Origin of the sequence: Leisingera sp. ANG-M7, from assembly GCF_000813965.1 — a bacterium.
In the GTDB taxonomy this organism is placed as follows: Bacteria; Pseudomonadota; Alphaproteobacteria; order Rhodobacterales; family Rhodobacteraceae; genus Leisingera.
Genome location: NZ_JWLI01000029.1, coordinates 1 through 20,335, shown reverse-complemented (window position 1 = coordinate 20,335; position 20,335 = coordinate 1). Strand labels below are relative to the sequence as shown.

The following is a 20,335-nucleotide window of genomic DNA, read 5'->3' as shown; positions in this document are numbered from 1 at the left end:
CGAAGATATGCCAGAAGGTGAAGGGGGTGACCCCCCAGCTTCCGGGCTCTTGCCAAAAGACTGATCAGGATATGACGCTTTCCGTTATTGCCATCATCTTGTCAGCAGCCTTGCTGCACGCGCTGTGGAACGCCATTGTGAAGACGGCGGCCGACCGGACCACCACGCTTGGGCTGGTGGCCTTTGGCCAGGTTGTTCCGGGGGCTGTCATGATCGCGGTGCTGCCAATGCCGTCGGTGGAGAGCTTTCCCTACATTCTGGCGTCAACGGTCATTCATTTCGGCTACTACTACATGCTGGGCCGAGCCTATCAGCATGGCGACCTGAGCGTTGTCTACCCGATTGCCCGCGGCATCGTTCCGGCATTGGTTGCGCTCTGGGCGATGGCTTTTGCAGGTGAAGTGCTGCCGCTGCAGGCCTGGGCCGGAATTGCAGTGATCGGCTGCGGCATTCAGCTCAGCAGCTGGAAGGCACTGCGGTCCGGAGTCGGGCGGGCGGCGCTTGGTTTTGCCGCAGGCACCGGATTTTGCATTTCGATTTATTCCGTGGTTGATGGCATCGGGGTGCGCCTGTCAGGGCATACCCTGAGCTATTGGGCCTGGGGGGCCTTTCTGCACATTTTCATTGCCGGGTTTGTTGCTGCCCGCAGGAGACAGACCTTGGCACATCTGCCCGGAAAGACCTGGGTGCTGGGGATTGCCGGCGGGCTGGTGTCGATGATTGCATACGGGCTGGTACTCTATGCCAAGAACTTTGCCCCGCTCGGAGCCGTTTCTGCGCTTCGCGAGACCTCGGTGATCTTCGCGGCACTGATCGGCTTTGTCTTCCTGAAGGAAGGCTATTGGATGCGGCGGCTGGGATCGGCAGTTCTGATGGCTGCCGGTGTCGGCCTGATCGGGACAGCCGTTTAAACCCGCATCCGGACGGGCAATGGAACGCCTCCGTCAGGCGCTGGCCCGGGGTTCTTGTTGCAGTGCGATCTCTTCGGCAATTGCAGCCAGTGTGTGCAGAAGCACGGCCTTTTTCACAGGCTTGGCCAGGAAATGATCCATTCCGGCCTCCAGGCAGGCCTGTTCATCGCTGGCGAATGCGTTGGCGGTCAGGGCCACGATGACCGGCTGCGGAATGGGCAGGCTACGGATTTCCCGGGTGGCGCCGAGACCATCGAGAACTGGCATGGACATATCCATCAGAATGATATCCGGCCGCAGTTCCCTGCACATATCCACGGCAGCGCGTCCGTTGGTGGCTTCGGCGAGCTCCACCGGCTGGTTGCGCAGATACTTGCGGATAAGCAGGCGGTTTGTCTGATTGTCCTCCGCCAGAAGCACCCTGCAAGGCGCAAGCTGCGGAGGGGTGCCCAAGGAGAGCGGCGCAGCTTCGCTCGCGGCGTCACCAGCCGGTTGCAGCTGAAGTTCAAGCCGGAAACAGGACCCTAGGCCAGGCTCCGATGTGACCGAAATGCCTCCGCCCATCCGCTTTGCCAGCATGCTGGAGATGGTCAGGCCCAGTCCGGTTCCGCCGAACGCCTTGGTTGTCGCGGCATCTGCCTGTGTGAAACGGTCGAAAATATGGCGTGCTTGGTCCTCGGAAATACCGATCCCGCTGTCCTCGACTTCGGCGATAAGGTGGTAAGGGTTGCCTTGCGCATGCGACACCCGAACGGATATTCTGCCTTCCGTTGTGAATTTCACCGCATTGCCGATCAGGTTGACCAGGATCTGGCGCAAGCGCCCGTCATCACCGTGCATCCGCTCCGGCAACCCGTCCGCATAGCTGATTTCCAGTGGCAAGCCCTTGCCCTGCGCTTTCGGGCGGAAGAGATTTGCGGCACTGCTGACACATTCTCGCAGATTGAAGTCCTCACCCGCGACCGAAAGCTTTCCCGCCTCCAGGCGTGACAGGTCGAGGATGTCGTTGATGATCTTCAGCAGGGCCTGGGCCGAGCTGCGGATAGTCTCGACGTTTTGCAGTTCGTCAGGCGGCAGCTCCGCTTCTGCCAAGAGGTCGGCCATACCAATGATGCCATTCATCGGTGTGCGGATCTCATGGCTCATGTTGGCAAGAAACTCCGACTTGGCGCGGTCGGCTTGTTCCGCCGCAAGTTTTGCCTCTGCCAGTTCGCGTTCCCGCTGCTTGCTGTGGGTGATGTCCCGCTCAATGCCGATGATCAGATCCACGGATCCATCCGCACATGTCACCGGCACAATGTTGGTGTCGAACCAGACCTCGTCGCCTGATTTCGTGTAATTGAGAACCTCGTTGTGGTAGCGGATGCCAAGATCCTTGTGGCGGTTCATCTCCTGAATAACCTTGGTGTCGGTGTTTGGCCCGTCCAGTAGTTCAGACGGGGTCCGGCCGATGGCGTCAGTTGCGAGATAGCCTGTTGCCCGCGTGAAGGCGTCGTTGACCCAAAGAATCCGGCGCTCCGCATCTGTCAGTATGATGCTGTCAGAAGCGTGTTTGGCAACCAGTGACAAACGGTGCAATTCCGCCTGCTGCTTTTGCAGTTCCGCATGCGCCTGCTCCAGGGCCTGCTTGCCCAGTTTCAACTCACGGTTGCGTTCAGACAGGGTCTGGTTGGCGCGGATCAGTTCCTCGCGCAGGCTCACATCTTCGGAGACATTCCAGTTGACGCCGATCAGCAGTTTTCGGCCACGCGCATCGGTGAACGGGCTGGCCAATGCCCGGATGTGCTTGACTGTACGGTTGTCAAGAACGATGCGGAAATCGGAGGCAAAGCTAGTGTGGTTCTCTTCCGCATTTTTCAGGGCATCCAGTACCCTGCTGCGGTCGTCTGGATGCAGTGTTTCGGCCCAGGCCTCTGCACTTGGCGGCCCCAGTTCCTCAGGCACGCCGTAAAGCTTGTGCATCCGGCTGTCCCAGCTTACCCGCTGGGCAGCGGGGTCATATTCCCAGATGCCAACCCGGGAGGTCTTAACCGCAATTTTCAGCCGGTGCGATAACGCTTCCAACTCAGCTTCCCGATGGCGCAGCTTGCCGATCACCGCTTGCCGGGCATCGGACAGCCTGCCTGCCAGAAATGTGGGAAACACGATCAGAGTGCCTGCTACCATAAGCGCGAACCGGAGCTGCCACAGGTTTCCGGGGCTATTCTGCCAGCCATCTTGCGGACGGGCAGCCAGCTGCCAGGACCCGGCTGGCAGGATAATGTCCAGAAGCACCGGGCTGTCCGCGAATATGCCGCCCGCACCAAAAAACTGCTGCCCGGCAGCTCCTGTTCCGTCCCGGCCTGTCAGAGCAAGATCCAGTGTGCCGCCGTGATGCAGGCCCGTAACCGCATAAAGGGTATCTGTCTCGACAACCGCTGAGAGAATGCCCCAGAATTTTCGCTGTTCACCGGTGCCGGTGAAAATCGGCAGGCGGTAAATGAATCCGGTACCGCCCTGCACAAGATTAACAGGGCCAGCCAAAACCATTTCGCCGCTGTCGCGTACCCGGTGTGCGGCAGCGCGCTGTGCCTCATTCTTGTTGTAATCCAGCCCGAGGGCCGCTTCGTTGCCCTTCATGGGGTGAACCAGGGTAACAACAAGTCCGGGAGCCGCCGCAATATGGCGGATGGCGGTCTCTCCTTCCAAAACCTGGGCCGCAATCCGGCTGAACCGTTCCTGGCTCATGTCCGGCTCTGTCGCCAGCATTGCTGCGAGGCCGCGCAGGCGCTGGTAGTCGCCGTTCAGCTGGCCCTCAAGGCGGGATTTGATCATCCCCGCAGCCTGCTGCGTGTCGGCGCGCTGGGATTGGTAGTGGATCGTGGCGTTCTGTCTTTCGGCATAAAGTCCCGCAGCACATACGACAGCCAGCGCAAGCAGGGCAGGAAGGTAGGTCCTGTTGCCGAAGGCGCGCAGCCAGTGAGCGGGGAGATTTGACAGGGCCATTCAGCCACCTTTGCTTTTTCAGAAACACCGTTGGCAGTAGCGGCCTGAAATTGTGCCCGGCGTTCGGTTTTGCTCTATATTCCTTTTAAAGTCTGAAAATCCGGTTTCCACAATACGGTTGCTTGCGGCTGCTGCGCAGTGTGGCACAAGCAGCAGCCGTTGCAGAAGTTTGAACCGGCGGGATCAGAAGTCCTGCCATTTTGCCAAGGCGGCTGATCCGTCCGAAACAGGCATTGCGGCCGGCGCTTCGGGGATCTCATCCCAGCCGGATCCATGTGCTGACGGAAACTCCGGACGGGAGGCCTCGCGCGAGGTGGCCATTTCCAGCCCAACATCGAATTGCGCCACCAGACCAGCCAGGTTAGAGGCGTCGCCATTCAGCAATTGACCTGCCGCGGTCATCTGCTCGACCATGGCAGCATTTTGCTGTGTAACCTGATCCAGCTGCATCACCCCGGTGTTGATTTCGCCGATGCCGGTCGACTGTTCTGCCGCACCTGTAGCTATGTCCGAGACTAGGCCGGAGATGTGGGAGACTTGCGACACGATGCTGTGCAGCGCCGCGCCGGCCTTGCCGACCAGTTCCACGCCCCTTTCGACCTGTTCGCCTGAGTTTGAAATCAGCGTTTTGATTTCCATAGCCGCATCCGACGAACGCTGGGCAAGTGCCCGGACTTCGGAGGCGACGACGGCAAAGCCGCGTCCCGCTTCGCCTGCCCGGGCAGCTTCGACCCCTGCGTTCAAGGCCAGCAGATTGGTTTGGAAGGCGATGTCGTCGATCACGCCGATGATCTGCGAGATATGGCGGGAGGACTCCTCGATGCCATTCATTGCGGTGACGGCGTTCTGAACAACCTCACCGCTGACCATTGCCTCGTCCCGGGCTTCATTCATGGAAGCTTCGACTTTGCGTGCGCCCTCCGCGGCAGCCTTGACGCTGGCGGTCATCTGATCCAAGGCCGCTGCTGTCTGTTCCAGGGTCGCTGCCTGGCTTTCGGTGCGCTGCGACAGATCGTCGGAGGCCTGGCTGATTTCCGATGTGCCGTTACGGATGCTGGTGGTGGCCTCCACCACTTCGCGCACGGTTGCGTTCAGTGTGTTGACCGTCTGGTTGAAGTCGAGGCGCAGACCCTTGTAAGCCTCGGGGAAGGGGGCATCAATCGTAGTTGAAAAATCCCCCTTTGCCAGATGGGTCAGTCCGGTGCGCAACTCATTCACCACGAGATCCTGCTCTCGCTGGGCTTCCGCCCGCTCCTCTTCAGCGAGCTGGGCATTCTGCAGATCGGTTTTGAAACCTTCGAGGATGCCGGCGATGTTGCCGAATTCGTCGCCGGTGCCCAGGCCGGCCACTGGATGGCCGTAGTCCTTGGCTGCAATGTGTTCCACGCTGTCAGACAGGCCTGACACCTTGCGCGCAATACCGCGGGCCGCGATCCAGGACAGCAATGCTACCGCCAGGGCAACGCCTACGGCTTGCAGCATGGAGGCATTGACCAGGCTTTTCTCCGCCGCTAGGGCCTCGGCGCTGTCGACCTCGAGCACAATGCCCCAGGTGCGGTCGTCCAGCCCGACGCTCGCGGCCATCGCCTCAACCGGCTGGCCGGCGAGGCCGGGGGTTCCGGAGAAGCTGCTTTCCCCGCCGCTGAGCGCTGCGGTAATCTGCTGCAGTTCCGGCAGCTTGGTCAGAATCTGGTGGCCACCCTCGCGTTCCGATGCGGTCAGGGCAATGCCGTCGCCTCGCACCAGATATGCCTGCCCGGATTCGCCGAGAAGCGCCGAATGGGACAGGATGCCGGCGATGCCGTGCACCGGCACGCGTAGCACCAGGGCCCCCATGATCGCATCTTTTTTGTAGATGGGGGAGGAGATAAACATCGCGGCCGCCCCGCCGTCCGGCTCATATCCGGACATTTCCGACAGGAACACATTGCCCTGCTCCATTTCCAGGGCGTTGCGGTAGGCTTGGCCCAGCCCGCTGTCCTTGTACGGCCCATCCAGGTAGTTCAGGGCAAAGTCTTCGTTTTTGTGGACCGAGTAGACCATGTTGCCCTGCACATCCAAAAGGTAGGCATCCAGGAACCCCTGCTCTTCGAGGAATGTCACGAAGCCGGTGTGGTTCATCTTGTGGCGGATGGACCATGCCGACTTGTCTTTCGCGTCCAGCAGTTTGTAGCGTTCGCCCGCCGGGTTCGGGTTGCCTTCGCCATAGGCCGCGCGCAGATAGCTGCCGGGAGTGTCGCCAAGCGAGTAGAACCCGTTGGAAAAGTCGCGCAGCGCTGTTTCAACCGCTTTGCTGGCCACCAGCGTTCTGGTTTGGGACCGCAATCCGGCAACCCAGTTTTCCAGTGCTTCCTTGCGCTCTTCCAAAAGCGTTGCATAGGCCGCCTCACGGTTGGTCTTCAGCGCCTGCCCGGCCTCCCAGGCGAAGAAGAAGCCTGAGGCAAGCGTCAGAAGGATTGTCGGCGCGGCAATGGAGAGCGGCAGTTTGCGGCCCAGCCGCATGTTGTTCCAGAATTTAAACAGTCGAGTCATTACGGCGAAGTTCCCATCAACATTTCAGTCTGCCGGACTGCCTGAAAGCGGTCTGTGGCGGTCCAGCAGTGAGGTGCCGGACGTCAAAACACTCAGAGGGATTCATTTCAGGGCCGTTAATTTGCGTCTTGTTCCCGCGAAATTGGGCTTTTGGACGGTGTGGAGCGGCGAAAATACCGTTCCACTTTTAGCAGATTGCCTTCCGGGCAATGCGAATCACTCAGCTCAGAAGGGTGAAGCGGGCCCGGTGATCCGTTTTGACCGAGCCGCGTGCCCCAGCAGGCATTCCGCCCCCTTTGCCGGAGCCTTGGCGGAATTTTCAATGCGCCTGCCGGATTTACGATTCATTACCGGGATGCGTGTATTCAGGGGCGCAAAAGCGGCTGTTTCGCCGGGAACACTTGGCCCTTTGTGTGTTCAGGCACCTGTGGCCAGAGATTGAGATTTACTTATGCCCAAACCAGACTGGCTTGCTGACCTTCTTGCGACGCTGAAAGGCACCGGTGGAAAAGATAAAATTGCGGGTAGCACCAGCGACGACGTTATCGAAGCGGGCGGGGGTGCCGATACCGTTGCCGGGGAAGAGGGCAATGACGTCATTGATGGCGGCGCAGGCGATGATGTCATCTATGGCGACATGGGGGACGGCTTCGATCAAGGTGCGGATGCCAGCCCGATCGAACTGAAGATCGGCAACATCCAGAGCATCTCGCATGACGGCTCGACAGGGGCTGCGGGCAACTATGCTGTCTTCAGCGATGTTGCGACATTGGAGGATGGCACCTCGATCTGGGGCAAGCTGGTCCTTGTCGAGAAATCGAACGCGAATATGTCGGTGGAGTTCGGTTATACCGACGGTGCGGAGATCCTGCTGGATGGTGATCAGGCGGGTGACCAGGCGACGTTCCGGCTGGAGTTCTTTGACCCGGCAACAGGCGAGCCGGTCTATCTGAACTCCACTGCGACCTTCAACGATATCGATGACAACAGCGGTTATGGAGATGCCGAAGCAGTCATTATTGACGGCAACAGTTTCACCTCCTTTGGCGTTTCCTCGGATTCCAACCTTACCACTTCGACTGACGGCAATCTGGTTACAGCCACTGGGACGCAGTACAATTCATACACCGATCAGGAGGCCTGGTTCTCTGCCGGGTTCGAGGACCGTTCATCGATTGAATTCACTCTCCAGACCCGAGACGGTCTGGCGGGATTTACTCTGTCCGGCGATGTCATCGACGATCCGGTTGTCACCCCTATTGAACAAGGCGCCGACACGGTTCTGGGCGGTGACGGCAATGACATTGTTTACGGACAGGGCGGCGATGACTCGCTGCTGGGTGAAGAGGGCGACGACAGCCTGGACGGCGGTGACGGCGATGATGTCCTGGATGGCGGAGAGGGGGCGGATACGCTGATCGGCGGAGCCGGGGGCGATACGCTCTCCGGCGGAGATGGCAATGATTATATCGACGGCGGCGAAGGCAACGACTTCCTGTCAACCGGGCTGGGTAACGACACGCTGGTCGGCGGTGAGGGTGACGATACCCTGCAAAACTCGGCTGGTGACGACAGCCTGGTTGGCGGTACCGGCAACGACAGCATAATTGCGACCGATGGCAATGACACGCTGGAAGGCGGCGATGGCAACGACACGTTGTATGGCGGCAATGACAATGATGTGATGGCAGGTGGCGCCGATGCGGACCTGATGTACGGCGAGGCCGGCAACGACAGCATGGACGGCGGCGACGGCAACGATGTGATGGACGGCGGGTCCGGGGCGGATACCCTGATCGGCGGTCTCGGTGCGGATACCATCTCCGGTGGCGATGGTGACGACTACATCGAAGGCGGTGATGGCGACGACAGCTTGACCACCGGTCTGGGCAACGACACGCTGATCGGCGGTGCCGGCAATGACACGCTCAGAAACTCGGCCGGCGACGACAGCCTCGTCGGCGGGACCGGCGATGACAGCATCGTGGCAACGGATGGCAATGACACGCTGGAAGGCGGCGACGGCGCCGACACCATGTACGGCGGCAATGATGACGACCTGCTGGTTGGCGGCAGCGGGGCGGACTTGATGCATGGTGAGGCCGACGCTGATACCTTCGAAATGTCAGACGGGTTTGGCAATGACACCCTGACCGGCGGCGAGGCCGGGAATGACTATGACACTGTCGACATGTCCGGTGTTACCACAGGGGTCACCGTCACCTACACAGGAGATGAGGCCGGCACCATTACCGACGGTACCGACACGATCACCTTCTCAGAGATTGAGGCGCTGAACCTGACGGATCAGGCGGATCTGGTTGACGCTTCCGCCGACAGCGCCGGCACTGTGATTGATGCGGGTGCTGGTGATGACACCGTGACTTTCGGGGCCGGTGACGACTCGATCACCAGTGGCATTGGTTATGATGAACTGATCCTGAGCAGTGGCGGCGGCACTGATACGATCACCGACTTCAGCATCTCTGATGACGACCTCGACGGCTTCTATAATGACCAGCTGGACGTCTCTGACCTGACGGGCGGCACCGGACCGGCCGGTGCCGTGCGGGCCTGGGACGTTTCTGTCAGCGATGACGGACTCGGCAACGCCCTTCTTACCTTCCCGAGCGGTGAAAAGCTTGTTTTGCAGGGGGTAACCCCGGCGCAGATGACGACTGCGCAGCAGATGTATTCCGCCGGCATCCCCTGCTTTACACCTGATGTCTTGATTGCGACGCAGCGCGGTTCGGTTCCGGCCGGGCAGATCCGGGTCGGTGATATGCTGCAGACCGCCGACAATGGCTACCAGCAGGTGATCTGGACCGGAAGCCGGACCCTGAGTCCGGCAGATCTGGCCCGGCGTCCGCATCTGAGACCCTACCGACTGCGTCCTGGCGGGCTGCTGTGTCCGGAGCGGCCGATGCTGCTGTCCCCGCAGCACCGGTTGCTGATTGGCCGCAAGGCTTTGGGCAGGGACAGGCAATTTGACGAGAGCTTCCTGTCAGCCAAGCTTCTGGCAGAGCTCGACACTAGCTGCGTCCAGTTGCCCGGTGAAAGCGGACCGGTCACCTATGTGCATTTGATGACTGAGCAGCACGAAGTGATCTTTGCCGAAGGCATTGCAACGGAAACCTTCTGGCCGGGGCCTGAGGCTGTCCGTGGGTTGCACACCGACGGCAGGCGTGAGCTGTTTGAGCTGTTTCCCGGTCTGACCTCTGCTATCGGCCTTTCCGGCCCAACCGCGAGGAGACAGGTGTGCAAGGCATATGGCGGGCTTGCACGCTATGCCATGAGGCGGTGCGATTTGCAGAACCTGCCCGTGTTTTGAGCGGTTTCAGAGGATCTGGAACCCGGAAGCTGCCAATTGGTGGCTGACAGGCCTTTTCGCAAGCAAGATTTTCAGTCCCGCCAGCTGAACAGATGGCGCATTGATACTGTTCTCGCCTGCCAGCTCTGCTGTGTGATCGTGCAGGGTATTGAAGTTTCGGCGATTTGAGCGGATATGTTGCGGAGTATTTGAATTGGATTTTCGGAATTGAGCCGGACCTGCCGCAGGTGGCGCATGGGTGCCTTGCATCGAGGCCGGGCGGTGCGCTGAAGGCGCCGGCATTCTGATCCGCACCATTTTGCCTGTTTGGGCAGCAGATTTTGGAGTTGTTCATTGGATCATTCAGTCAGCCAATCCTTGTTTTCAGACCCTATTGATCAGCAGTCTTCTGACAAGTTACGGGACATGGAAATTGCGGTGCAGCGGACGCATGAGGGGCTTGTCCGTTGGCAGGTGGAATGTTTCGAACAGTTGAGCGGCGTCTCGCTGTCAGGTGCTGAAGTCACCTTGCTGTTATTGATCGCAGAAGGCGGCCGCGCTATCTCGATCAAAGAAATGGCAAGGATCACCAATCGCGTGGATATTCCTAATATCCAGTATTCCTTGCGCAAACTTGCCTCAACGGGGCTGACCCAGAAGCAGGGCGCGGGCCGCTCCGGTGTGTCCTACAGTCTCACCGAGAAGGGCAGCCGGACTGCCGCGGAGATGCGCGCCGCTCGCGAAAACCTCCTCGCAGGAGCGTTTACTGATCCTGCGGGTATGATGGTGCAGCTGCAAGGCGCCTTGGCGGTTCTGGAGGAGCTGACTGCGCTTTATGGATCCGCGGAGGCTTCTGCCGGCCCTGCATGCCGGGGTTGAGCGGCTAACTGTTCCATTGTGCCTGGCGGCAAGACGGGCTTAAGGTTCCTTTATGATCGAACTCAAGGACCTGACGCTGCTGACTGCGCTGGCACGGCACAAGCATTTCGCCAAGGCCGCTGCCGACTGCGGCATGTCTCAGCCTGCGTTCTCCATGCGGATCAGGAACCTGGAAGAGCGGCTGGGCCTTTCAATTGTGCGCCGGGCAAACCGTTTTCAGGGCCTCACCGAAGAAGGCATGATGATTGTGCGCCGTGCACGCTCGATTCTGGACGACGCCAAAGCGCTGGAGCAGGAGATTGCCGCAACCCGTGGTGAAGTGAGCGGCACGCTGGTGCTGGGCGTGGTGCCGACTGCCACGGCTTGGGCGGCGCAGCTGGTGGATCAGGTGCATCAGTCCTATCCGCGGATTCTGGCGCAGGTGGAGGTCACCACCTCGCTGGCTATCCAACAGCGGCTTTATGATGGTACAATCGATGCCGGGATTACCTATGCCGACAGCATGGGCCGCGAACTGGTGACCGTGCAACCGCTCTATGAGGAAAGCTATGTGCTGCTGGCGCCGGAAGGTATGGTGGCCGGACGTGGCGAAACGATCAGCTGGGCAGAGGCAGCGGACCTGCCGTTGAGTCTGCTGGATCAGCAAATGCAGAACCGGCGGATTCTGGACCGGATCTTTGCTGACCTGGGGCTGAAGCCTGAGATCGTCTCCGAATCCAACGGCTTCATGGCATCGATGGTGCTGGCGCGCGAAGGATCGGCGGCAACTATCCTGCCGCGGGCGCTGATGCAGGCGCTGGGCGACCTGGGCGGGACCCGGGTTCTGGCGCTGGTGGAGCCGGAGCAGGCACGCCCGATCTGCATTGCGACTCTGGACCGGACTCCGGAACTCACAACTGTGCGCGCTTTGAAAGAGGTAGTTGCGACGTTTGTGGACGATAGGATGCCGCAAATGGCGTCATAAGATATTCTGATCGTGCAATCCAATTTCCAGATTTGACGATATTCATTCTTGATGGCATTGGCTGAATGAAAGACGTGCTGACTGGAGGATCCCATGGCACCATTGGATGATAGCAAGGGCGTATGGAAGTCCGGCAAAGGCAAAGGGCGCAAGACGCCCAAAGGCCGCCAGGTCGACGACATCGCGCTGAGCGAGGTTCAGGAACTGCTGGGGGACCGCCCGCGCAACCGTGACCTCTTGATTGAGTTCCTGCACCTGATTCAGGACAAATACGGCTGCCTCAGCGCCGCGCATATCCGGGCGCTGGCCGAGGAAATGCGCACCGGCCAGGCAGAGATCTATGAGGTCGCCACCTTCTACGCCCATTTTGATGTGGTGAAGGAAGGCGAGACACCGCCGCCCGCGCTGACCATTCGGGTCTGCGATTCGCTGTCCTGCGAACTGGCGGGTGCCCAGCAGCTGCAAAAGGCGCTGGAAGACGGTCTGGACGCTTCCCAGGTTCGCGTGCTGCGCGCGCCCTGCATGGGCCGCTGCGATACCGCGCCGGTGTTGGAGATCGGCCACAACCACATCGACCACGCGACCGTGGAGAAAGTGGAAGCGGCGATTGCGGCTGACGACACCCATGCACACGTGCCTGAGTATGAAACCTTCGCAGCCTACGAGGCCGACGGCGGATATGCCACGCTGAAAGACCTGCGTGGGGGTGGCGACTGGGAAGCGGTTCAGGCGAAAGTCAAAGAAGCCGGCCTGCGTGGCCTGGGCGGCGCTGGCTTCCCCTCCGGCACCAAATGGGGCTTTGTGCGTGCCAACGAAGGTCCGCGCTACCTTGCCGTGAACGGTGACGAAGGCGAGCCGGGCACCTTCAAGGACCGCTACTACCTGGAGCGCACCCCGCATGTCTTCCTGGAAGGTATGCTGATGGCCGCTTGGGCTGTGGAAGCCGAGAAAGCCTTCATCTACATGCGCGACGAGTACCCAGCAGTGCTGGAGATCCTCGCGACCGAGATCAAGGCGCTGGAGAGCGCTGGCATCGTCGAACCTGGCTACATCGACCTGCGCCGCGGGGCAGGGGCCTATATCTGCGGTGAAGAAAGCGCGATGATCGAGTCGATCGAAGGCAAGCGCGGCGAGCCGCGCCACCGTCCGCCGTTTGTGGCGCAAGTGGGTGTCTTCGGGCGTCCGACCCTCGTTCACAACGTGGAAACCCTGTATTGGGTCTGCAAGATCAACCGCGAAGGCCCGGAATGCCTGAACTCGGTTGAAAAGAACGGCCGCAAGGGCCTGCGCAGCTACTCGGTCTCGGGCCGTGTGAAGAACCCGGGCGTGCATCTTCTGCCTGCCGGTTCCACCATCACCGATATTATCGAGGCCTGCGGCGGTATGCTGGATGGCCACGCCTTCAAGGCTTACCAGCCGGGCGGCCCCTCCTCGGGCCTGCTGCCTGCGTCGATGAATGACGTTCCGCTCGACTTCGACACGCTGCAGCCGCATGGCACCTTCATCGGTTCCGCTGCCGTGGTGGTCCTGTCCGATCAGGACTCCGCCCGCGATGCGGCGCTTAACATGCTGCGCTTCTTCGAAGACGAAAGCTGCGGCCAGTGTACGCCCTGCCGGGTGGGCTGCGAGAAAGCCGTCAAGCTGATGAGCGAGAAAAAGTGGGATCAGGGCCTGCTGGAAGAGCTGAGCACCGCAATGGTCGATGCGTCGATCTGCGGCCTAGGCCAGGCTGCGCCGAACCCGATCCGCCTGACCATGAAACATTTTCCGGATGAGGTCTGAGCCATGAGCGATAAAGTCACATTCACACTCGATGGCGAACAGGTCACGGCGGACAAGGGCCTGACCATCTGGGAAGTCGCCAACGGCCGCGGGCTGAAAATCCCGCACCTGTGCCACAAGCCGCAGCCTGGCTACCGCCCGGACGGCAACTGCCGCGCCTGCATGGTGGAAATCGAAGGCGAGCGCACGCTGGCGGCCTCCTGTATCCGCGAACCCGCCGAGGGCATGGTTGTCACCACCAACAACGCGCGCGCCGAAAACGCCCGCAAGATGGTGATGGAACTGCTGGTGGCCGACCAGCCCAAGCAGGAAGAGGCGCACGACAAATCCTCCCACATGTGGGACATGGCAGAGCTGAACGGCGTGACTGAGAGCCGTTTCCCGAAGCTGGAAGAGGGCCGTATTCCGCTGCTCGATGACAGCCACGTCGCCATGAAGGTGAACCTGGACGCCTGTATCTCCTGCGGTCTGTGCGTGCGCGCATGCCGTGAAGTTCAGGTGAATGATGTGATCGGAATGGCGGGCCGCGGCCACGACGCCTATCCGACTTTCGACATCGCGGACCCGATGGGCCAGTCCACTTGTGTTGCCTGCGGTGAATGCGTGCAGGCCTGCCCGACCGGTGCGCTGATGCCCGCCACCGTGCTGGATGACAACCAGGTTGGCGACAGCAAGGACTATGATTCCGAGACCGAAAGCGTCTGCCCGTTCTGCGGCGTCGGCTGCAAGGTTTCGCTGAAGGTCAAGGACGGCAAGGTCAAGCATGTCGAGGGTATCAACGGCCCTGCCAACGAAGGCCGCCTGTGTGTGAAGGGCCGCTTTGGCTTTGACTACATCCACCACCCGCACCGCCTGACCAAGCCGCTGATCCGCCGCGACGACGCGCCTGCAAAAGGCCTGAACGTCGATCCGGGCAACCTGTCGACCCATTTCCGTGAAGCATCCTGGGAAGAGGCGATGGATCTGGCCGCCAAGGGCCTGATCAACTTGCGCGATGAAGATCCGAAGTCGGTTGCGGGCTTCGGCTCGGCGAAATGCACCAACGAAGAGGCCTATCTCTTCCAGAAGTTCATCCGCCAGGGTTTCAAACACAACAACGTCGACCATTGCACCCGTCTGTGCCACGCCTCCTCGGTTGCGGCGCTGATCGAAAACGTGGGTTCCGGCGCTGTGACCGCGACCTTCAACGAGATCGAAAACGCTGATGTGGCGATCGTCATTGGCTCCAACCCGATCGAGAACCACCCGGTGGCTGCGACCTACTTCAAGCAGTTCACCAAGCGCGGCGGCAAGCTGATCGTCATGGATCCGCGAGGCGTCGGCCTGCGCCGGTTTGCCACCGAAATGGTGCAGTTCCGCCCGGGTGCCGATGTTTCGATGCTGAACGCGATCATGAGCGTGATTGTCGAGGAAGGCCTGTACGATCAGGAATACATCGACAAATACACCGAGAATTGGGAAGCAGAGAAACAGCATCTGGCACAATTCACACCAGAGAAGATGTCGGAAATCTGCGGCGTCTCCCCTGAGCAACTGCGCAGTGTTGCGCGCATCTTTGCGGGCGGCAAGGCAGGCCTGATTTTCTGGGGCATGGGTGTTTCCCAGCACATTCACGGCACCGACAACTCGCGCTGCCTGATCTCGCTGGCGCTGATGACCGGCAATGTGGGCAAGCCGGGCGCCGGTCTGCACCCGCTGCGTGGCCAGAACAACGTGCAGGGCGCGTCCGACGCGGGCCTGATCCCGATGTTCCTGCCGGACTATCAGACCGTGACCTCGGATGATGTCCGCAAAAGCTTCACGGATGTCTGGGGCGGCGGCGACTTCTCGAACGAGAAGGGCCTCACCGTGACCGAGATCGTGGATCAGGCCTATGCCGGCAACATCAAGGGCATGTACATCCAGGGTGAGAACCCGGCGATGTCCGACCCGGATGCCGACCACGCGCGTGATGCCTTTGCCAAGCTGGAGCTGATGATTGTCCAGGACATCTTCCTGACCGAGACCGCGAACTACGCCGACATCATCCTGCCGGCCTCGGCGCTCTATGAGAAGAACGGCACCGTGTCCAACACCAACCGTCAGGTGCAGCGTGTGCGCCCCGCCGTTCCGCCTCCGGGTGACGCGCGCGAGGACTGGCAGGTTACTGTCGAACTGGCGCAGCGCATCGGCCTGCCCTGGGACTACAAGGATGTCAGCGAAGTCTTTGCCGAGATGAAGCTGAACATGAAGTCCCTCAACAACATCACTTGGGAGCGTTTGGAGACCGAGACCATCACCTATCCGTCGCTGCATGAGACCGACCCCGGTCAGGCGATTGTGTTCGGTGACGGCTTCCCGCGTCCTGAGGGGCGCGCGCGCTTTACCCCCGCGTCCGTGATCCCGCCGGATGAGGCACCGGATGCGGACTACCCGATGATCATGACCACCGGCCGGCAGTTGGAGCACTGGCACACCGGGTCGATGACCCGCCGGTCCAAGGTGCTGGATGCGGTGGAGCCGGAGGCGAACTGCTCGCTCAACCCGCGGACCCTGAAACTGATGGGAATCGAGCCGGGTGAGATGATCCGTCTGTCGACGCGGCGCGGCTCGATCGAGATCATGGCGCGGGCGGACCGGGCAATCGCGGAGGACATGGTGTTTGTGCCTTTCGCCTATGTTGAGGCAGCGGCCAACATCCTGACCAACCCGGCGCTGGACCCCTACGGCAAGATCCCCGAGTTCAAGTTCTCGGCGGTGAAAGTTGAGAAGATCGAAGGCCAGATCGCAGCCGAGTGAACCGGCAGATCAGGTTGAAGAAACAGGGCGGGTGCGGAACCAAAGGTTCCGCACCCGTTTCTTCTGGTGGCGCCAGGCTGACGCCTGGCGCGGCAGCGCCTTGCGGGTTCGGGGAGCGGGGACGCAAATGGTTCCAAGGTGATTCGCTTCGCGCCTTGCCCGAAGCGACCCGCGCCGCGCCTTTCATAGACAGTACAGCGCCCTGTCCCTATTGGTGCCGGGACAGGAACCGGTCAAGCTCCCGCTGTTCAGGGCGGGTGCCGGTGAACACTTTGATCCAGCCGGGCATCAGCGAAATCCGGTACTCCGTGCTTTCGTGAACCTGCATCGAGATATAGCCGATCTGGGTGTAGATCATCGCCCTGGCCCGGATCAGCGCATCGGCCTGCGGATAGCCAAAACGCACGAACATATCTGTCATTGCCTGTTCACGGCGGGCATCTGCAAGGTCCAGCCTTTGCTGCAGACCGCTGTCATTGCGGGCCCAGTTTCTGATGGCCAGGTCCAGCCTTGCGTCAAACAGTTCTGAGTCTATCCAGCAGTCGAACAGGTTGAACATCGCTTCGGCAATGTTTTCGGCGTAGGCCTCGGTGCGAGCCACAAGATTTCCAGTGTTCCTTTCCTCCCACCGGCGCACCATCGCTTCCAGCAGTTGCTCTCGGTCCTTGAAGTGCCAATAGAAACTGGTGCGTGACACGCCAAGGCGCTTGGCCAATGGCATCACTTTCACGGCTTCCACACCGCTTTCGGTCAGCGCCTCATAAGCGGCTGCCAGCCAGTCTTCTTCGCTCAGCCGCGGGCGGGAAATGTCCTGTGTTTCCATGCGCCAGCCATAGCAGTGGCGTGGCGCGCGCGCAACTTTTCTTGACAGGTGTGAAAATTTTATCGACATATATGTCAAGAGAAGCGTGAGACTCGCCGCCAATCCGAGACACCGTGCCAGGAGACCCCAATGTCCAAGGATCCGCTGCTGCAGCCCTATCAGCTGAAGCACCTGACGCTCCGCAACCGGATCATGACTACCAGTCACGAGCCCGCCTATCCGGAGGATGGCATGCCCAAGGCGCGTTACGCCGCCTATCACGCGGAACGGGCCAAGGCGGGAGTGGCGCTGACAATGACTGCGGGATCCGCTGCGGTCAGCCGGGACAGCCCGCCGGTGTTCAACAATATCCTCGCCTACAAAGACGAGGTGGTGCCCTGGATCCGAAACCTGACCGACCAGGTGCATGAGCACGGCGCGGCGGTGATGATCCAGCTGACGCACCTGGGTCGCCGCACCGGCTGGAACAAGGGTGACTGGCTGCCCTCGGTCAGTTCCTCGCGCCACCGCGAGCCCGCCCACCGGTCCTTTCCGAAACTGGCAGAGGACTGGGACATCGCCCGCATCATCTCTGACTTCGCCGACGCGGCGGAGCGGATGAAGGAGGGCGGCATGGACGGGATTGAACTGCAGGTCTACGGCCACCTTCTGGATCAATTCTGGTCGCCGCTGACCAATGACCTGGACGGGCCTTACGGCGGGCAGACGCTGGACAGCCGGATGAAATTCCCGATGGATGTGCTGCAGGCGGTGCGGGACCGTGTGGGTAGCGATTTCATCGTCGGCCTGCGCTACACAGCGGATGAGGCGGAAAAGGGCGGGATCACCCCGGAAGAAGGGCTCGAGATATCCAAACGCCTGGCGGGTAGCGGAATGGTGGACTTCCTCAACGTGATCCGCGGCCGCATCCACACCGACCCGGCGATGACCGATGTGATCCCGGTGCAGGGCATGAAGTCAGCTCCGCATCTGGACTTTGCGGGTGAGGTGAAGAAGGCGACGGGCATGCCGACGTTCCACGCCGCCCGGATCCCGGATGTGGCAACGGCCCGCCATGCGGTTGCCAGCGGTCTCTTGGACATGGTGGGGATGACACGCGCCCATATGGCCGACCCGCACATTGTGAAGAAGATCATGGAAGGACGGGAGGACGATATCCGCCCCTGCGTCGGTGCCACTTATTGCCTGGACCGGATCTATCAGGCGGGGGAGGCGCTGTGCATCCACAATGCCGCGACGGGGCGCGAGCTTTCGATGCCGCACCAAATCACCCCGGCAGAAACCCGCAAAAAAGTCGTAATTGTCGGCGCGGGGCCGGGCGGTCTGGAGGCCGCGCGCGTGGCGGCCGAACGCGGTCATAATGTGACCGTGTTTGAAGCCGCTGCAGAGCCGGGCGGCCAAATCCGCCTGACCGCGCAGAACCCGCGCCGGGCGGAGATGATCGGCATCATAGACTGGCGCATGGCGCAATGCGCCGTCCGGGATGTGGCGTTCCGCTTCAACACTTGGGCCGAGGCAGAAGACGTGAGTGCGCTTGACCCTGACGTTGTGATTGTGGCGACTGGCGGAATGCCCTGCATGATGCTGCACGAAACCGATGCTGATCTGCCCCATGCGGTGTCCAGCTGGGACATCATTTCCGGTGACGTGAAACCTGCCGGGCATGTTCTGGTCTACGACGAAAGCGGCGATCACCCAGGGCTGATGGCCGCTGAAGCTGCGGCCAATGCGGGCGCAAAAGTGGAGGTGATGACGCCCGACCGGACCTTTGCCCCTGACATTATGGGCATGAACCTGGTGCCTTACATGCGGGCGCTGCAGGACAAGGATGTGATGTTCACTGTCGCGCGCCGCCTGCAAGGGCTTGCCCGCAGCGGCAACAGGCTGACGGCATCTATCGGCACGGACTACAGCGGCCACACCTATCAGGTGGGGTATGATCAGGTGGTCCTGAACTACGGCACCCTGCCGCTTGACGACCTCTACTTCGCGCTCAAGGATGCATCGGTCAACCGGGGCGAGCTGGATCAGAGCGCCCTGATCAGCGGCCGCCCCCAATCAATCCGCATAAATTCTGAAGGCCGATTCCAGCTGTTCCGCATCGGCGATGCGGTTTCTGCACGCAACACTCACGCGGCGATCTATGATGCGCTGCGGCTGATGAAGGATATTTGATATGCGATTGGGCTTCGTGGGATGTGGAACCATCGCCGCTGCTGTTGTGCGCGGCTTGGCGGGGAAAGGGCACGAAATCATTGTGTCGGCACGCAGCGCCTGCCACTCCTCGGCGCTTGCTGAGGCGTTTGACGACGTGACCGTGGCTGGCAACCAGGGTGTGGTGGATGCCAGCGATGTGATTTTCCTCGGCTTGATGGCTGAAACCGCAGAGGCAATCCTGAAGGAACTGGTCTTTCGGGAAGGCCAGCAGGTGGTCTCCTTCATGGCGGGTGCGGAACTGGACCAGTTTGCGGATTGGGTGGCTCCGGCCAGGGCTGCAGCAGTCATGATGCCGTTTCCCGGCATCGCGCAGGGCGGCTCTCCAGTGATGGCGCTTGGGGATACGGTGCTGCTTTGCCGGATATTCGAGCCGGAAAACCGGGTCTTTGCGCTGCGCGACGGCAAGGAACTGACGGCCTATCTGGCAGCCCAGGCGGTTCTCTCGCCTGCCGCGCGCCTTGTGGGCGACGCCGCGGACTGGCTTGGGCAGCGGGTATCAGACCCCGGACAAGGGGAGGCCTTTCTGCGGATGCTGGTGTCCACCAGCCTGAAGGCGTCTGGCTGCGCGGACCTGATCGAAGCGCTGAATACGCCGGGCGGGTATAATCAGCGGCTGCGGTTGCACATGGAAGAAGCTGGCATGCGTATTGCGCTTGCGGAGGGTTTGGGTGAACTCGAAAGTTAACCTCCTTGTTCGTACGTTCTGAGGCCCCCGCATTTTTCGGCGCCTTCTTGCACTTGGTGCTTTGCCCCGGCGTTTCGCCTCTCTGTTCGGGCTGCTCTGATAGGAAAGAGGCCTCTTTGAGAAACCGGTTGGGGGATTCTGTTCGATTCCTGGCGTTTTGTTCTGTGGGTAAGTTGTGTGAGTCTGTGGGTAAGTCGGGCGGAGTGCTGATTTGTGGGTTCTGGGTTGGGATTGCGGTGTTTGCGGTTGCGGCAATCTGGTCAGTGTTGCTGACTTTGTTGTGCTGTAAGTTGTTGATATTGTTTGATTTGTGATTTTTCTTTTTGGAAAGTTCTGTTTTTTGCGTTTTTTGGGTTGCGGGTGTTCGGGGGTATCCGTAAAAGCCCCCTCACCGGCGGCGCTGAGGCGCAGCTGAGACACACCGGACGGGACGCGGCGACGCGGAAACGGACGGGAAACGGACCGGAGA

At 60.7% G+C, this 20,335-nt stretch carries 12 protein-coding genes; 8 read left to right on the top strand and 4 right to left on the bottom strand.

Annotated elements, in window-relative coordinates; genetic code table 11:
• Positions 1 to 71 precede the first annotated feature (71 nt).
• The gene (locus tag RA26_RS21210; protein WP_039187339.1) at positions 72 to 911 is read left to right on the top strand and encodes a DMT family transporter; all 840 of its coding nucleotides are present in this window, start codon (positions 72 to 74) and stop codon (positions 909 to 911) included.
• 33 nt (positions 912 to 944) lie between these two features.
• On the opposite strand, the gene RA26_RS21205 is transcribed toward RA26_RS21210, so the two are convergent.
• Positions 945 to 3,896, bottom strand: a complete 2,952-nt coding sequence (locus tag RA26_RS21205; RefSeq protein ID WP_039187336.1) for an ATP-binding protein — start codon at positions 3,894 to 3,896, stop codon at positions 945 to 947.
• A 183-nt stretch (positions 3,897 to 4,079) separates the two neighbouring features.
• The gene (locus tag RA26_RS21200) at positions 4,080 to 6,428 is read right to left on the bottom strand and encodes a methyl-accepting chemotaxis protein (protein WP_082015906.1); all 2,349 of its coding nucleotides are present in this window, start codon (positions 6,426 to 6,428) and stop codon (positions 4,080 to 4,082) included.
• 451 nt (positions 6,429 to 6,879) lie between these two features.
• Between RA26_RS21200 and RA26_RS21195 the strand changes: the two genes are divergently transcribed.
• From RA26_RS21195 to fdhF, 5 genes are all read left to right on the top strand, one after another.
• Complete coding sequence (locus RA26_RS21195) at positions 6,880 to 9,759, top strand: Hint domain-containing protein (protein ID WP_039187334.1); 2,880 nt, start codon at positions 6,880 to 6,882, stop codon at positions 9,757 to 9,759.
• 306 nt (positions 9,760 to 10,065) lie between these two features.
• Positions 10,066 to 10,617 (top strand): winged helix DNA-binding protein, encoded by a 552-nt coding sequence (locus tag RA26_RS21190; protein WP_241482711.1) that lies wholly within the window; start codon positions 10,066 to 10,068, stop codon positions 10,615 to 10,617.
• Positions 10,618 to 10,669: 52 nt separating this feature from the next.
• Entirely contained in the window at positions 10,670 to 11,581 is a 912-nt protein-coding gene (locus RA26_RS21185; RefSeq protein WP_039187332.1) for a LysR family transcriptional regulator, read from the top strand.
• A 93-nt stretch (positions 11,582 to 11,674) separates the two neighbouring features.
• Positions 11,675 to 13,363 (top strand): NAD(P)H-dependent oxidoreductase subunit E, encoded by a 1,689-nt coding sequence (locus tag RA26_RS21180; protein ID WP_039187329.1) that lies wholly within the window; start codon positions 11,675 to 11,677, stop codon positions 13,361 to 13,363.
• A 3-nt stretch (positions 13,364 to 13,366) separates the two neighbouring features.
• Positions 13,367 to 16,141 (top strand): formate dehydrogenase subunit alpha, encoded by a 2,775-nt coding sequence (gene fdhF / locus RA26_RS21175; protein ID WP_039187327.1) that lies wholly within the window; start codon positions 13,367 to 13,369, stop codon positions 16,139 to 16,141.
• Positions 16,142 to 16,349: 208 nt separating this feature from the next.
• Here the strand turns inward: fdhF and RA26_RS21170 are convergent, their stop codons facing one another.
• Complete coding sequence (locus RA26_RS21170) at positions 16,350 to 16,964, bottom strand: TetR/AcrR family transcriptional regulator (protein WP_039187324.1); 615 nt, start codon at positions 16,962 to 16,964, stop codon at positions 16,350 to 16,352.
• A 129-nt stretch (positions 16,965 to 17,093) separates the two neighbouring features.
• Here RA26_RS21170 and RA26_RS21165 point away from each other — a divergent pair, with 129 nt between their 5' ends.
• A complete protein-coding gene (locus RA26_RS21165; protein ID WP_039187321.1) occupies positions 17,094 to 19,139 on the top strand; it encodes an NADH:flavin oxidoreductase in 2,046 nt (681 codons plus the stop codon).
• 1 nt (position 19,140) lies between these two features.
• The gene (locus RA26_RS21160) at positions 19,141 to 19,866 is read left to right on the top strand and encodes an NAD(P)-binding domain-containing protein (protein WP_039187318.1); all 726 of its coding nucleotides are present in this window, start codon (positions 19,141 to 19,143) and stop codon (positions 19,864 to 19,866) included.
• A 260-nt stretch (positions 19,867 to 20,126) separates the two neighbouring features.
• Here the strand turns inward: RA26_RS21160 and RA26_RS23110 are convergent.
• The coding region (locus RA26_RS23110; RefSeq protein WP_206540448.1) for a hypothetical protein at positions 20,127 to 20,335 on the bottom strand (209 nt) is incomplete at its 5' end.